A 13,894-nucleotide genomic window follows, 5' to 3' on the forward strand; every position below is an offset into this window, starting at 1 on the left:
CGGTGGACCACCCCCGGTGGTGCTTCGGCGAGTGCGGCCGGTTGGACCCCTACATCTGATTTCCGCCCCTGCCCGGACGAAGCCGAATCTCCTTTCCCCTTTGTCGATTCGGAACCCCTGGCAGGGGCGGGCACAGCCCCCGCTCCCCCCAAGGAGCGGGTTTGAGAGGTACATCCCCAAAGGAGGACTCATGGAGAGCACGACCCACGCCCCGGATGCGGGCAGCACCCCCCAGGGCGCCGGTCTGGTCAAGGCCCGGCGTTCGATCAATGCAGCCCGTGAGCGGGGCGTGACTCCGTCCGACGGCGGTTCCACCGGCCGCACCGACGGCAACGACTGACCCGGAGGGAATGCGTTGTCGCCGCTGAATCTGGCGGCGCATCTGGGTCAGGACGAGTTCCTGACCCAGGTGTTCCACCGCCACTACCGACACGTGCCGGGCGCGCTCCCGGCCCCTGGTGAACTGCTCACCTGGGATGACCTCAACACCCTTCTGGCCACCCATCGCATGGACCCGCCCCGGCTCCGCCTGTCGATGGGCGGTGAGATGCTGCCCCAGTACCGCTACAGCGCTCCCGTCTCCACGCGGCGGCACACCGTGTGGCAGCGCGTTCATCCGGCGGAGCTGCACGCCCGACTTGCCGAAGGCGCCTCACTGGTCATCGACGCCATGGACGAACTCCATCCGGCGGTTGGCCGTGCCGCCATGGAACTGGAGCAATGGCTCCACACAGGGGTACAGACGAACCTGTACGCGTCATGGACCGCCCGTGAAGGCTTCGGCGTGCACTGGGACGATCACGACGTTGTCGTCATTCAGGTGGCCGGTACGAAGCGGTGGAAGCTCTACGGTCAGACCCGTACGGCGCCCATGCACAAGGACACGGAGGAACCGGAGCCCCCGCCGGAGAAACCCGTCACGAAGCTGGTGCTCCGCCCCGGGGACCTTCTCTACCTCCCGCGTGGCTGGTGGCATTCCGTCGCCGCGTCCGAAGGGGAGCCTTCTCTCCACCTGACCTTCGGAATCCAGACGACCACCGGTGCCCAGCTCCTGTCGTGGCTCGCGGACGACTTGCGGCGCCATGCCGTCCTGCGGACGGACCTGCCGGTCCACGCCACGCCCGGCGAACAAGCGGCCTACCTGGACCGGCTCCGGAAGGAGGTCGTGGCCGCACTGGAAGACCCCGACGTGATCGGCCGGTACATCGCCATGCGCGACGGAGCCGACATCACACGGATGCGGCCCAGCCTGCCGCACATCACGGCCGTGCCCGCACTCCCGGAGCTACGGGTCCGGCTCACCACGGCCCGCGCCCACCTTGAACGTGTGGCTGACGGAGTCACCTTCCGAGCCTGTGACAACGAGTGGGACATGGCTGCCGGAGTCGCCCCGTTGTTGCGCCGTCTCATGGCCGTGGTGCCGGAGGCGGTGTCACTCGGGGAACTGGCGGAGACCGCCGGTCTTTCCGTGGACGACGTGGCCGTTGTGGTCACGGAGTTGGTCAACGGCCAAGCGGTCACTGTGGAAGGGGGCGAAGAGTGACAGTGGCATCCCTGGGCCTGGGCACCTATCGCGTACGGGCTTCCGCCCTGTCCGACGCGGTGAGCTGGGCGGCGGACGATCCCGGAACGGGCTGGGTGGATACCGCGCCCAACTACCTGCACGGTCAGGCGCAATCCCTTCTCGCCCCAGCTCTGGCTCGTCATCCGGTCGGAGTCTCCACGAAGGTGGGCTTCCTGACGGACGAAGTGCGCAGGGCGGCAGTGGCGGACCGGGCTCTGAGCACCGTTGAGGCGGAATCAGGGCACGCCCTCAGCCCGGCGTATGTTCACTGGCAGTGCGCCCGGAACCGTACGGAGCTGGGTCGGGACCGCCTGGACGTCGTCTTCGTCCACAACCCCGAACGGACCGCCGGCGACCCGTACGAAGCACTAGGCGACGCCTTCACGGCGCTGGAGGCGGAGGCGGAGGCGGGGACGCTGGACGCTTACGGCGTTGCCACCTGGGACGGCTTCGACACCGGCGTCCTCAGAGTCTCGGAACTGGACCGGCTGGCCACCGGAGTGGCCGGGACACCGCACCATCATCTACGGGCCGTTCAACTGCCTGTGTCGCTGGTCATCGCGAGCGCCTTCGGTCTGGCTCTGAACAGAGAAGGTCCGATTGCCGACGCCGTGTACCGAGGTTGGCAGGTGTACGCGTCAGCTCCCCTGTTCGGCGGGGAACTGGCCGAGTTGGCCACACGCGAACTCGCCGACCTCTTGCGGCCCGACCTCACCATCACTCAAGCGTGCCTTCTCGCGGTGGCATCGTGCCCAGGGGTGACACGGGTCCTTCTCTCCGCATCGACTCCGGCACACTGGGCCGACGGGTGGGCGGCGCTTCAGGAACCGCCGGTCACCGTCTCGACGCTGCGAAGGGTGCTGGGTGTACTCGCCTCCGACGGATAGGGCCGACGAAGACCGCATGCACGAGGCGTTCGCACGAGCCCTGAAGGAACTCGGCGCCACGATGGGCGGCCCAGAAGTCTGGGGGTGGTTCGGGCGCACCCTGAGCGCGCGGATCGAAAGTCCGGAGCGTGGCGCGTGTTGGCTTCGCGTGGTCTCAGCGCCCCAGGACAAGGCCACTGGGAAGATCTGGGAGGGCAACCGCGAAGCCGCTCGGCTCTTTGACGGTCGCATTCGAAAGCCGGTCCTGTACGGCTTTACCGAAATGGCCAAGGGCGGGAAGGTTTATGTGGCCGAACTCAGCCAGCACGTGGACGAGCAGGTCTGTTCCACGACTCCCGTACTGGCGGCGGACGTGCACCCATTGGATCAGTGGTGGGACTCGCTCCGTATCGACCTGGGCCACGTCGCCAGAACGCCTACTGACCGGGTGGCAGTGCGGCAGGAGTGGGCGGACCGCAGCGTCCCGCACTTCCTTGAGATGCCTGCCCCCCGGATCGTCGAATGGGAGACGGCCCACGGGGATCTTCACCCCGCGAACCTCACGGGCACCACGCCTTACCTTCTCGACTGGGAGGGGTTCGGGCGCGCACCGGTCGGATACGACCCGGCCATGTTGCTGGGGTACTCGCTTCTCAACCCGGAATTCGCCCAGCGCGTCCGTGACACCTTCCCCGTGCTCAACACGGAGCCGGGACGTGTCGCTCAGATCGTCGTACTCACAGAGCTGATGCAACCCGCCGCACGCGGTGACTGTCCGGAACTCGTCCCAGCGCTCCGCGCACTGGCCGCAGAACTGGCCTGACCCGGACCGCCCCGCTCGCCTGCCATTCCTCCCCCGTACCGGCGGGCGGGGCTTCGCGTCACTGGCCTTCGGGAAGTCGGTCGGCCACGAACGAGCCCAGCCCCGGCGTGGTCGTGATCCAGTTCGTCTCTCGCAGAGAGCGGGTGGCCTTGCGCATGGTGTCGCGGTTCACACCGAACTCTTCCGCCAGCCGGACTTCGGACAACTGAAAGCCCGGCGCGTACTCGCCGCTCCTGATGCGGCTAATGATCACGTCTTCAATCTGCTGCCACTTCGCGCGGCGCGGGTCGAACTCCACAGGCGGACACTACCGGCCCCTCTCCCAGGCGGGCAGCGATCCAGGGCCATCCCGAGGGATGGACAGGGGTGGACAGGCTGGATATCTTTCATGAACAAAAACGCCCCGGAAGACCGCTGGTACCGGTCCGCCGGGGCTCCGCCGAACAGCTAATCAGGAGCTGAACGACTGATGTTCGACTCTACCCTTCTCGGGTTCCTTGTCCCCTGGATGCTCTTCACCCTGGCCGTCTTCCATCCGCTGGACTCCCGGAGGAAGCCCCGGCACGCCGCGCCGAAGCCGGTTCGGCCGAAGGCGGGCACGGCCCAGCCGGAGAAGATCCACGTGCCCCTGGCCGGACTCAAGCCCATGTGGGAGCGGCATCCGGACACTGACCCGGACCTTCCGCCGGTCCCGCCCATCCGGCCCCTGTTCATCGCGCTCGCCGAGGCGCACCGGGATGCCCAGTGGGAGCGGACACAGCAGCGAGAGCGGTTGATCTCGGCTACGGCAGTCACCTTCGGTTACGAGTACCCCTACACCTACCAGGGGGCTCCGGCCAGCTAGGGCGTGTCCGCACTGGGCCCTGTCCGGCGTCAGCACTGGGCAGGGCTCATTTGCGCAGCTTGGACAACCTTCTGACCGCCTCCTCCAGCACCGCCGTCCGCTTGCAGAACGCGAACCGTACGAACGGTGCCCCCGCCTCCCGGTCGTCGTAGAAGACCGCGTTCGGGACGGCCACCACCCCCGCGCGCTCCGGCAGCGCCCGGCAGAACGCGAAACCGTCGCTCTCGCCCAGCGGGCGGATGTCGGTGGTGACGAAGTACGTGCCGGCCGGGCGGAAGACCGTGAACCCCGCGTCCGCCAGCCCCGCCGCCAGCAGATCCCGCTTGGCCGCCATATCCGCGCGGAACGCCGTGAAGTAGTCCTCCGGCAGCGCCAGCGCCTGTGCCACCGCGTACTGGAACGGCCCCGAGGCCACATACGTCAGGAACTGCTTCGCCGACCGCACCGCCGTCACCAGCTCCGGCGTGCCCGTCACCCAGCCGACCTTCCAGCCGGTGAACGAGAACGTCTTGCCCGCCGAGCCGATCGTGACCGTCCGCTCCCGCATCCCCGGGAAGGTCGCCAGCGGCACATGCCGGGCCCCGTCGAAGACCAGATGCTCGTACACCTCGTCCGTGACCACCAGCAGATCCCGCTCCACCGCCAGCGCGGCGATCACCGCCAGCTCCTCACGGGTGAGGACCGTGCCGGTCGGGTTGTGCGGGGTGTTGATCAGCAGCAGCCGGGTGCGGTCGGTCACCGCGTCCCGCAGCTCGTCCAGGTCCAGCCGGAACGCCCCCTCGCGCGGGCGCAGTGTCACCGGCACACGCCGGGCGCCCGCCATCGCGATACAGGCCGCGTAGGAGTCGTAGTACGGCTCCAGCGCGATCACCTCGTCGCCCGGCTCCAGCAGCGCCAGCAGCGAGGCGGCGATGGCCTCGGTGGCGCCGGCCGTCACCAGCACCTCGGTGTCGGGGTCGAGGGCCAGGCCGTAGTGGCGGGCCTGGTGCGCGGTGATCGCGGTCCGCAGTTCCGGCACGCCCGGACCCGGCGGGTACTGGTTGCCCCGGCCGTCGCGCAGCGCCCGTACCGCCGCCTCCCGGATCTCCTCGGGGCCGTCGGTGTCCGGGAAACCCTGGCCCAGATTGATCGCCCCGGTCCGCACCGCGAGGGCGGACATCTCGGCGAAGATCGTCGTCCCGAACTCGGCGAGACGGCGGTTGAGGACAGGGCGCTTGGCTGAGGTCATGCGGGCCATCCTGCGCTCAAGCTCTGGACTTCCTCAACTCTGCTTTGAGGCGTCCACGACGAGGGCATCCCCCGTTCACGCACGACACGGGACGCCCACGGGGGGTCGTCCCGGGGGGATTCGGAAGGAGGGTGACGCCATGGCTCTCGGCATCATCCCGTTCGTGATCGTAGGGACGTTCATCGCCGTGTTCATCGTCGTGGCCCTGGCCGTCGCGCGGGCGCGCAGGCTGCTCGGCCGCTCGCGCGCCGGGTCGAAGCGCGGCAGCGCGTACGGGTCCGGTGAGGGTGGCGCCGCCGGGGCCACCGGCAGCGACGGCGGCAGCTGGTGGAGCGGTTCGTCCGGCGGGGACTCCGGCGGCGGCCACTCCTGCGGGGGCGGCTCCTCGTCGTCCTGCGGAGGCGGCGGTGGATGTGGTGGGGGCGGCGGCTGACACGGGGCAGCCGGGCTCCTGAAGGGGGAATCGCATCCACCCGCCGAGCGCCCGCCGGGACCTCAGGTCCCGGCGGGCGCTCGTACGCGGCGGGCTCCGCGACCGCGTACGCCTGCCCGGCCCGGCGTACGCCGTGGTTGAACAGTTGAGCTGAAGAGCCCTCTGAGGGATGGAAACCCCACGAACTTGGGTAAAAACGCTGTGGGGGCCCCGCAGTTCATGATTCCCTCTAAATCACCAACGCGGCCCCCTCGGATGTCCTTCGGACACCTCTGCTCACGGGGCTGACCGGGCCGATCCTCCCGGTGGCGACCGGGGTGCGCCGGACCCACACACCGCCTTTCTTTCTCCTGCCTTCTGTGTGCTAGCGGAGCCGACCCATGCTCACGACCCTGAACACCTCGTACACCGACACACGCGCGGCCGATCTCGCCTGGACCCTCGGGCGCGAGCCGCTGCCGGCCCTCGCCACCCTCGACCTCGAACTAGCCGGTGCCAGACTCCAGTTGAGACTGCTCGGCGCCTCCCACCAGGTCCTCCTGGAGGAGGACCGGGCCGACTGCTCGGAGACGGTGGCCTGTATCCCCGGCAGCAGCACCCCCCTGCCGCTCGGCGTGGCCAAACGCGTGGGCGACTGGGAGTACGAATTCGCCGCCCGCGTCGAAGCCCTGTCCCCGGGCTCCTTCGCCGGCCGCGCCCAGGAACTCCTCGCCCTGGTCTCCGACCACCCCAACGGACTGGCCGGGGTCTTCCCGGGCAGCCCGCACGCCTTCACCGCGATGCTGGCCCAGCGCCATGAGGGCCAGGTCCACTGGCGCACCTGGCACGCCTACCCCCAGGACGGCCAACTCGTGGCGACCCGGACCAGGGTGGGGGTGCGGACACCGGCGACGGTGCGGTGACGGGGCCCGGTCCAGGACCGTCCCGCCCGGCGGCCGGTGAAACCCGGGACACCGGGAAAGCGCCGAGTTCCACACGTGTGGGTGACAAGACGCACCGCACCGGTGACGTAACGTCGCAGTCGTGATCGACCCGCACGCCCCGGCCCCGCCCGGCCCCCCGCCGCCCTGGGGCACCCCCGGGGGACCGGCCGCCGTGCGACTGCCCGTGCGGCCCGCCACCGGCCGGTTCCTGGTCCTGGCCTGCGTCTTCGTCTGCGCGGCCTGCGGCCTGGTCTACGAGCTGGAACTCGTCGCCCTCGCCTCGTACTTGATAGGCGACTCGGTCACCCAGGCGTCCATCGTGCTGTCGGTGATGGTCTTCGCCATGGGCATCGGCTCCCTCGCCGCGAAACGGCTGCGCCGGCTCGGCGCGGCCGGATTCGGCGCCGTCGAGGCCGTCCTCGCCCTGGTCGGCGGATGCAGCGCGATGGCCCTCTACGCGGTCTTCGCCTGGACCGGCGACTGGGGCGGCCTGTGGTCCCACGGCCCCCGGCTGCTGCTGGTCGCCTTCTCCCTGGCCACCGGACTGCTCATCGGCGCCGAGGTGCCGCTGCTGATGGAGCTGATCCAGCGCATCCGCCGCCAGGACGCGGGCGGCGCGGTCGCCGACCTGTTCGCCGCGGACTACGTCGGCGCGCTGGTCGGCGGCCTCGCCTTCCCCTTCCTGCTGCTGCCCTTCCTCGGCCAGCTCACCGGCGCGCTGCTCACCGGCACCGTCAATGTGATCGCCGGCGGCGCCCTGGTGCTGGGCCTCTTCCACGGCGACCTCACCCGCCGCGCCCGCTGGCTGCTGCTCACCGCCAATGTCACCGTCCTCGGCCTGCTCGCCTCCGCCGCCGTCCTCGTCGACGACTTCGAACGCGCCGCCCGCAACGCCGTCTACGGCCAGGACGTACGGGTCGCCGTGCAGAGCGAGGTCCAGGAGGTCGTCCTCACCGGCCCCGCCCACGGCAAGCCCTTCGCCCTCTTCCTCGACGGCCGGCTCCGGGTCAGCGGCCAGGACGAGCGCCGCTACCACGAGGCGCTGGTCCACCCCGTCATGACCGGCCCCCACGAAAGCGTCCTCATCCTCGGCGGCGGGGACGGCCTCGCCGCCCGTGAGGTGCTCCGCCACCCCGGGGTGCGCCGCGTCGACATCGTGGAACTGGACCCGGAGGTGGTCCGCCTCGCCCGCCAGGACCCCGCCCTGGCCGCCCTCAACGGGCATGTGCACGGCGACCCCCGCGTCCGGGTCACCGTCGCCGACGCCTTCGCCTGGCTGCGCTCGGCCCCCACCGGCTCCTACGACGTGGTGATCTCCGATCTGCCGGACCCGGCCATCACCGACAGCACCAAGCTGTACTCGCAGGAGTTCTACGGGCTCGCCCGGCGGGCGCTCGCCCCCGGCGGGCGGATCGTGGTGCACGCCGGGCCGCTCGCCAGCCGCCCGCGCGGCTTCTGGACCGTCGACGCCACCCTGCGCGCCGCCGGTCTGCACACCTCCCCCTACCTGGTCGGCGGCGGCACCACCGGGTTCGCGGCCGGACCCGACCGGTCCACCGGCACCCCCGAGCGGCCCCACGACTGGGGGTTCGTGCTGGCCGCCCCCGGCGCCGCGCCCCCGCTCCGCCTCACCGAGCGGCCCCGGCCCGGCACCCTGACGCCGGACGCGCTGGCCCTGGGCGCGCGGGCGGCCGAGCGGACCCGGATCGGCGGTCTCGCCGTCTCCACGCTGGTGCATCCGCGGTACTGAGTCCCCGGTACCGAATCCCCGGTACGGAATACCCGGTGGCACGGGTGCGATCCCGGCCCCGCTGGGTAGGCTCCACCGACATGGAGCTTGAGGTCCTCATTCCGGTTCCCGCCGAGCGGGTCAGGGCGGTGCTCGACGATCCGGCCCGGGTCGCCGCCGCGCTCCCCGGGCTCCAGCGGGACGCCGGGCAGGCGCCGGACCCGGGCGCCTCGCCGGTGACGGCCGGCCGGCTGAAGCTGCGGATCGGGCAGACGACCATCACCTACCGGGGGACCCTGCGGGTCGCTCCGCGGGGGGACGGGTCGTACGGGGTGTCCGTGGAGGGGGCCGAGGTGCGGGGCGACGGGGTGGTCGCGCTGGAGCTGATCCTCACCCTGCGGGAGGGCGGCGAGGGCGACACGGGCACGGTGGTGGTGCTCGCCGGGGACGGGAGCGTGGGCGGGCGGATCGCGGATCTGCCGGGGGACGCGGTGCGGTCGGCGCTGGCGAGGCTGGTGAACCGGTTCGCCGAGAACGCCGATGCGGATGCGGATGCCGGTACAGACTCCGACTCCGATGCCGACTCCGACTCCGATGCCGAGCCGGTCGGGGCAGAGACCGAGGGGGCGCCCTCGTCGTTGGAAGGGCTTGTGGACGACGAGATGCCCGCGACGCCCTCCGGGGCCGCCGAAGAACCCCCCGCCGAGGCCGCGCACGCCCGCCGGACGATGATCGGGCGCAGCGCGGAGGAGGTGGACCACGCCCCGCCGCGCGGGCGGTACGCGCCGGTTCCGGCGCCGCAGACGGTGGCGCCGAACAGTGCGCTGCGGTGGGCTGCGCCGGCTGCGGCGATCGCGCTCGCGTCGGCCATCGTGGTGACCCGGGCGCTGCGGAGGCGGAGGTAGGGGGCGGGAGCGGTTGAGGGCGGCTGCGGGTCGTACGTGGCTGGTCGCGCCCACGCGGCGGAGCCGCATGGTTCATATGCGGCTCCGCGCCCCTGGAGGGCGTTGCCGCTCGGGGGGTCCATTAGGGTCTGGTGGGTGAGTGACCACGACATCACCCTGACCTCGGGGGACACCCGGCTGACGGTTTCCCCCGCTCATGGCGGGCGGCTCGCGAGTCTTCAGATCGACGGCACCGAGCTGCTGCGCCAAGGGGAGCGCTACGGCTGCTTCCCGATGGTCCCCTGGTGCGGGCGGACCCGCGACGGGCGGTTCCGGGACGGGGCCAGCGTCCATCAGCTGCCGCTCAACTCCCCGCCGCACGCCATCCACGGCACCGCCCGCGACGGCGCCTGGCGCACCGCGCGGGTCTCGGCGGACGAGGCGGTGATCACCTACGACCTCGTCGAACCCTGGCCCTACCCCGGCCGGGTCACCCAGGTGGTGGCCCTGACCCCGGAGAGTCTGACCCTGACCATGGCGATCGAGACGTACGACAACTCCTTCCCGGCGCAGATCGGCTGGCATCCATGGTTCCGGCGGAGCCTGGACGGGAGCGCCGGGGCCGAGATCGGCTTCCGGGCCGGGTGGCAGGAGGAGCGCGGGGCGGACCATCTGCCCACCGGGAAGCGGATCGAGCCCCGGCCCGGCCCCTGGGACGACTGCTTCGGGATGCCCGACGGCGTCGAGGTCACCCTCACCTGGCCCGAGCGGCTGGAGCTGACCGTCACCAGCCCGGAGAAATGGGTCGTGCTCTACGACGAGCAGGACGCCGCCGTCTGTGTGGAGCCGCAGACCGGGCCGCCGGACGGGCTGAACACCCGGCCGCGCCTGGTCACCCCGCTGGAGCCGCTGGAGGCCACCACCACCTGGCGCTGGCGGCGCATCTAAGCTGGTCGCCATGACGGACGTACGGGGCGAGCTGCTCCAGCAGATCAAGGACAAGGCCGTGGTGCACGGCAGGGTGACGCTCTCCTCGGGCCTGGAGGCCGACTACTACGTCGATCTGCGCCGGGTCACCCTCGACGGCGTGGCCGCCCCCCTGGTCGGCTCGGTGCTGCTCGATCTGACCGAGGGCCTGGAGTTCGACGCGGTCGGCGGGCTCACCATGGGCGCCGACCCGGTGGCCGCGAGCATGCTGCACGCCGCCGCCGCCCGGGGGCGCAGGCTGGACGCGTTCGTCGTCCGCAAGGCCGCCAAGGCGCACGGGCTCCAGCGCCGGGTGGAGGGGCCGGACATCGCCGGGCGCCGGGTGCTGGTGGTCGAGGACACCTCCACCACCGGAGGCTCCCCGCTGGCCGCCGTGGAGGCGGTACGGGAGGCCGGGGCCGAGGTCGTCGCCGTCGCGACCATCGTCGACCGGGCCACCGGCGCCGCCGAGAAGATCGAGCAGGGGGCCGGGGTGCCGTATCTCTTCGCGTACACCAAGGACGAGCTGGGCCTGGACTGAGGCGGCGCGGACGGCTGTCGGTCCGGAAGGGGAACGGCCCGGACGGGAGCCGGCGCCGACGGATACCGGCCCGGACTGAGACGGGACTCCGTTCGGCGGGGTTCGTCTGGAAAGATGGGCCCGACGACGGCGTCACATCTCCGAGGTCTAGGTCAGGGCCTTTCGCAGCACACCCACCCGCACATACAAGGAGCGGACAGATGCCCATCGCAACCCCCGAGGTCTACAACGAGATGCTCGACCGGGCGAAGGCAGGCAAGTTCGCCTACCCGGCCATCAATGTGACCTCGTCCCAGACCCTGCACGCTGCCCTGCGCGGCTTCGCGGAGGCCGAGAGCGACGGCATCATCCAGATCTCGACCGGCGGTGCCGAGTTCCTGGGCGGCCAGCACAGCAAGGACATGGTCACCGGCGCGGTGGCGCTCGCCGAGTTCGCGCACATCGTCGCCGGGAAGTACGACGTGACGGTGGCCCTGCACACCGACCACTGTCCCAAGGACAAGCTCGACGCCTACGTCCGTCCGCTGCTCGCGGTCTCCGCGGAGCGGGTCGGCCGGGGCGAGAACCCGCTGTTCCAGTCGCACATGTGGGACGGCTCCGCCGAGACCCTCGCCGACAACCTCGCCATCGGCCAGGAGCTGCTGGCCGTCGCCGCCGCCGCCAAGATCATCCTTGAGGTGGAGATCACCCCGACCGGCGGTGAGGAGGACGGCGTCACCCATGAGATCAACGACGAGCTGTACACCACCGTCGAGGACGCCATCCGTACCGCCGAGGCGCTCGGGCTGGGCGAGAAGGGCCGCTATCTGCTCGCCGCGTCCTTCGGCAACGTCCACGGTGTCTACAAGCCGGGCAATGTCGTGCTCCGCCCCGAGCTGCTCAAGGACCTGAACGAGGGCGTCGCCGCCAAGTTCGGCCGTCCGGCCGACGCCAAGGTCTTCGACTTCGTCTTCCACGGCGGCTCCGGCTCCACCGAGGACGAGATCCGCACCGCGCTGGAGAACGGCGTCGTCAAGATGAACATCGACACCGACACCCAGTACGCCTTCACGCGTCCGGTGGCGGGCCACATGTTCGCGAACTACGACGGCGTGCTCAAGGTGGACGGCGAGGTCGGCGCCAAGAAGACCTACGACCCGCGCACCTGGGGCAAGCTGGCCGAGGCGGGCATGGCCGCCCGGGTCGTCGAGGCGTGCGGGAACCTGCGGTCGGCGGGGCAGAAGCTCAAGTAGGGACAGAACAGTTCCCTGGGGGGACAGAGGTTCTGTGGCGAGCCCGGCGCGATCGCGCCGGGCTCGCTGTATATCTGGGACATGCCTGACGTCCGGATCTCCTCACCGCAGGGCAAGTGGCTCCTGTTCACCACCGTCCTCGGCTCCAGCATGGCGTTGCTGGACTCGACCGTCGTCAATGTGGCCCTCCCGCGCATCGGTGAGGACCTCGACACGGATCTCGCGGCCCTCCAGTGGACCGTCAACGCCTACATGCTCACCCTCGCCGGGCTGATCCTGCTCGGCGGCTCCCTCGGCGACCGCTACGGGCGCCGCAAGGTCTTCGTCATCGGCGTGGTCTGGTTCGCCGTGGCCTCGCTGCTGTGCGGGCTCGCGCCGAACGCCGAGGTGCTGATCGCCGCGCGGGCCCTCCAGGGCATCGGCGGGGCGCTGCTGACGCCGGGCTCGCTGGCCCTGATCCAGGCGTCCTTCCACCCCGACGACCGGGGGCGGGCGGTCGGCCTGTGGTCCGGGTTCGGCGGTATCGGGGCGGCCGTGGGGCCGTTCCTGGGCGGCTGGCTGGTGGATGGTCCCGGCTGGCGCTGGGTGTTCCTGCTGAACGTCCCGCTGGCGCTGGTGTGCGTGCCGGTCGCGTTGCGGCACGTACCGGAGTCGTCCGACAACAAGGCGCACGGGCGGTTCGACGTCCTCGGGGCCGTGCTGGGCGCGCTGGCGCTGGCGCTGGTGACGTACGCGCTGATCGAGGCCCGGTCGGGGGCGCTCACGGTGGTGGTGACGGCGGTCGCGGGGGTGGCGGCCGGGGTCGCCTTCGTCATGGTGGAGCGGCGGCGGCCGGATCCGATGATGCCGCTGGACATCTTCGCGTCCCGCCAGTTCACCGCCGTCAATCTGGTCACGCTCTGTGTGTACGCGGCCTTCGGCGGGTTCTTCTTCCTGGCCGTCCTCCAGCTCCAGGTGGTCTCCGGGTACTCCGCCCTCCAGGCCGGTACGGCACTGCTGCCGACGACCGTCCTGATGCTGCTGTTCTCCGCCCGCTCCGGGGAACTCGCCGACCGGATCGGCCCGCGCATCCCGCTCACCGTCGGCCCGCTGCTCAGCGCGGGGGGCCTGCTGCTGATGACCCGGGTCGGGCCGGACGCCTCCTACGTCACGGATGTGCTGCCCGCGCTGCTGGTGATGGGCCTCGGCATGGTCACCCTGGTGGCCCCGCTCACCGCGACCGTGCTGGCCTCCGTGGACACCACGCGGGCGGGCCTGGCCAGCGGGATCAACAACGCGGCGGCACGGGCGGCGGGCCTGGTCGCCGTCGCCGCGCTGCCGCTGCTCGCCGGGATGAGCGAGGACGCGTACCGCTCCGCGCCGGCGTTCGACAGCGCGTTCGGGCGGGCGATGGTGATCTGCGCGGGGGTGCTGGTGGTGGGGTCGGCGGTGGCCTTCGCGACGGTACGGCGACCGCCGCCGGACTGCACCCGGCCGGAGTGCAACGGGCGGGGCGGGGTGCTGACACCGCCGCTGGAGCCGGGGGTGAAGACCGCGGGGAAGCTGGGGGAGGGGTAGCCCTCCGGGCCTAGGGGATGGGTGTTCGGGGTGGGTGTCCGGGCTTGCGGGATGGGTGTTCGGGGTGGGTGTCCGGGCTTGCGGGATGGGTGTTCGGGGTGGGTGTCCGGGCTTGCGGGGCGGGTGTTCGGGGTGGGTGTCCGGGCTTGCGGGGCGGGTGTTCGGGGTGGGTGTCCGGGCTTGCGGGGCGGGTACTCGGGGTGGCTCTCCGGGCCTACGCGGGTACCCGGTACCGGACGGGTGCGGGTACCCGTACCGGACGGGTGCCGGTACCGGTGCTTGGCTCCCCGCTCTCCGGGGCGTC

15 protein-coding genes are annotated in these 13,894 nt (G+C 71.3%); 13 read left to right on the top strand and 2 right to left on the bottom strand.

Annotated elements, in window-relative coordinates; translation table 11 throughout:
* Positions 1 to 190: 190 nt before the first annotated feature.
* The 4 genes from ABZX40_RS27860 to ABZX40_RS27875 are packed head-to-tail and all read left to right on the top strand — an operon-like array spanning position 191 to position 3,253.
* Positions 191 to 340, top strand: coding sequence for a hypothetical protein (locus ABZX40_RS27860; protein WP_355735857.1), 150 nt, complete (start codon positions 191 to 193; stop codon positions 338 to 340).
* Between the two features lie 15 nt (positions 341 to 355).
* Positions 356 to 1,543, top strand: a complete 1,188-nt coding sequence (locus tag ABZX40_RS27865) for a cupin domain-containing protein (protein WP_355735860.1) — start codon at positions 356 to 358, stop codon at positions 1,541 to 1,543.
* Entirely contained in the window at positions 1,540 to 2,451 is a 912-nt protein-coding gene (locus tag ABZX40_RS27870) for an aldo/keto reductase (RefSeq protein ID WP_356162714.1), read from the top strand. Before ABZX40_RS27865 ends, ABZX40_RS27870 begins: the two co-directional genes overlap by 4 nt.
* Positions 2,452 to 2,467: 16 nt before the next feature.
* Entirely contained in the window at positions 2,468 to 3,253 is a 786-nt protein-coding gene (locus tag ABZX40_RS27875; protein WP_355735866.1) for a hypothetical protein, read from the top strand.
* A 58-nt stretch (positions 3,254 to 3,311) separates the two neighbouring features.
* On the opposite strand, the gene ABZX40_RS27880 is transcribed toward ABZX40_RS27875, so the two are convergent.
* Positions 3,312 to 3,551, bottom strand: coding sequence for a winged helix-turn-helix domain-containing protein (locus ABZX40_RS27880; RefSeq protein ID WP_355735868.1), 240 nt, complete (start codon positions 3,549 to 3,551; stop codon positions 3,312 to 3,314).
* A gap of 171 nt (positions 3,552 to 3,722) precedes the next feature.
* Between ABZX40_RS27880 and ABZX40_RS27885 the strand changes: the two genes are divergently transcribed.
* Positions 3,723 to 4,097, top strand: coding sequence for a hypothetical protein (locus tag ABZX40_RS27885; protein ID WP_355735871.1), 375 nt, complete (start codon positions 3,723 to 3,725; stop codon positions 4,095 to 4,097).
* A 46-nt stretch (positions 4,098 to 4,143) separates the two neighbouring features.
* Here the strand turns inward: ABZX40_RS27885 and ABZX40_RS27890 are convergent, their stop codons facing one another.
* Positions 4,144 to 5,334: a pyridoxal phosphate-dependent aminotransferase gene (locus tag ABZX40_RS27890; RefSeq protein WP_355735873.1), complete on the bottom strand. Its 1,191-nt coding sequence runs from the start codon at positions 5,332 to 5,334 to the stop codon at positions 4,144 to 4,146.
* Between the two features lie 130 nt (positions 5,335 to 5,464).
* On the opposite strand from ABZX40_RS27890, the gene ABZX40_RS27895 reads away from it, so the two are divergent.
* The 8 genes from ABZX40_RS27895 (at position 5,465) to ABZX40_RS27930 (ending at position 13,590) form a co-directional block, all read left to right on the top strand.
* Positions 5,465 to 5,758, top strand: coding sequence for a hypothetical protein (locus tag ABZX40_RS27895; RefSeq protein ID WP_355735876.1), 294 nt, complete (start codon positions 5,465 to 5,467; stop codon positions 5,756 to 5,758).
* Positions 5,759 to 6,138: 380 nt separating this feature from the next.
* The gene (locus ABZX40_RS27900) at positions 6,139 to 6,660 is read left to right on the top strand and encodes a DUF2617 family protein (protein ID WP_355735878.1); all 522 of its coding nucleotides are present in this window, start codon (positions 6,139 to 6,141) and stop codon (positions 6,658 to 6,660) included.
* Positions 6,661 to 6,781: 121 nt separating this feature from the next.
* A complete protein-coding gene (locus ABZX40_RS27905) occupies positions 6,782 to 8,431 on the top strand; it encodes a polyamine aminopropyltransferase (RefSeq protein ID WP_355735880.1) in 1,650 nt (549 codons plus the stop codon).
* An 80-nt stretch (positions 8,432 to 8,511) separates the two neighbouring features.
* Positions 8,512 to 9,315, top strand: a complete 804-nt coding sequence (locus ABZX40_RS27910) for an SRPBCC domain-containing protein (protein WP_355735883.1) — start codon at positions 8,512 to 8,514, stop codon at positions 9,313 to 9,315.
* Between the two features lie 135 nt (positions 9,316 to 9,450).
* A complete protein-coding gene (locus tag ABZX40_RS27915) occupies positions 9,451 to 10,242 on the top strand; it encodes an aldose 1-epimerase (protein ID WP_355735886.1) in 792 nt (263 codons plus the stop codon).
* A 10-nt stretch (positions 10,243 to 10,252) separates the two neighbouring features.
* A complete protein-coding gene (gene pyrE, locus ABZX40_RS27920; protein WP_355735889.1) occupies positions 10,253 to 10,801 on the top strand; it encodes an orotate phosphoribosyltransferase in 549 nt (182 codons plus the stop codon).
* A 200-nt stretch (positions 10,802 to 11,001) separates the two neighbouring features.
* The gene (gene fbaA, locus ABZX40_RS27925; protein WP_355735892.1) at positions 11,002 to 12,033 is read left to right on the top strand and encodes a class II fructose-bisphosphate aldolase; all 1,032 of its coding nucleotides are present in this window, start codon (positions 11,002 to 11,004) and stop codon (positions 12,031 to 12,033) included.
* Between the two features lie 81 nt (positions 12,034 to 12,114).
* Positions 12,115 to 13,590, top strand: a complete 1,476-nt coding sequence (locus tag ABZX40_RS27930; RefSeq protein ID WP_355735894.1) for an MFS transporter — start codon at positions 12,115 to 12,117, stop codon at positions 13,588 to 13,590.
* Positions 13,591 to 13,894 lie beyond the last annotated feature (304 nt).

The sequence above is a fragment of the Streptomyces sp. NPDC004610 genome (assembly GCF_040609715.1).
In the GTDB taxonomy this organism is placed as follows: Bacteria; Actinomycetota; Actinomycetes; order Streptomycetales; family Streptomycetaceae; genus Streptomyces.

Excerpts from the sequence above, each read along its gene's own strand:
- ABZX40_RS27860 (WP_355735857.1), top strand. The coding sequence starts at position 191 with ATGGAGAGCACGACCCACGCCCCGGATGCGGGCAGCACCCCCCAGGGC.
- ABZX40_RS27875 (WP_355735866.1), top strand. The coding sequence starts at position 2,468 with ATGCACGAGGCGTTCGCACGAGCCCTGAAGGAACTCGGCGCCACGATG.
- ABZX40_RS27885 (WP_355735871.1), top strand. The coding sequence starts at position 3,723 with ATGTTCGACTCTACCCTTCTCGGGTTCCTTGTCCCCTGGATGCTCTTC.
- ABZX40_RS27890 (WP_355735873.1), bottom strand. The coding sequence starts at position 5,334 with ATGGCCCGCATGACCTCAGCCAAGCGCCCTGTCCTCAACCGCCGTCTC.
- ABZX40_RS27895 (WP_355735876.1), top strand. The coding sequence starts at position 5,465 with ATGGCTCTCGGCATCATCCCGTTCGTGATCGTAGGGACGTTCATCGCC.
- ABZX40_RS27900 (WP_355735878.1), top strand. The coding sequence starts at position 6,139 with ATGCTCACGACCCTGAACACCTCGTACACCGACACACGCGCGGCCGAT.
- ABZX40_RS27910 (WP_355735883.1), top strand. The coding sequence starts at position 8,512 with ATGGAGCTTGAGGTCCTCATTCCGGTTCCCGCCGAGCGGGTCAGGGCG.
- pyrE (WP_355735889.1), top strand. The coding sequence starts at position 10,253 with ATGACGGACGTACGGGGCGAGCTGCTCCAGCAGATCAAGGACAAGGCC.
- fbaA (WP_355735892.1), top strand. The coding sequence starts at position 11,002 with ATGCCCATCGCAACCCCCGAGGTCTACAACGAGATGCTCGACCGGGCG.
- ABZX40_RS27930 (WP_355735894.1), top strand. The coding sequence starts at position 12,115 with ATGCCTGACGTCCGGATCTCCTCACCGCAGGGCAAGTGGCTCCTGTTC.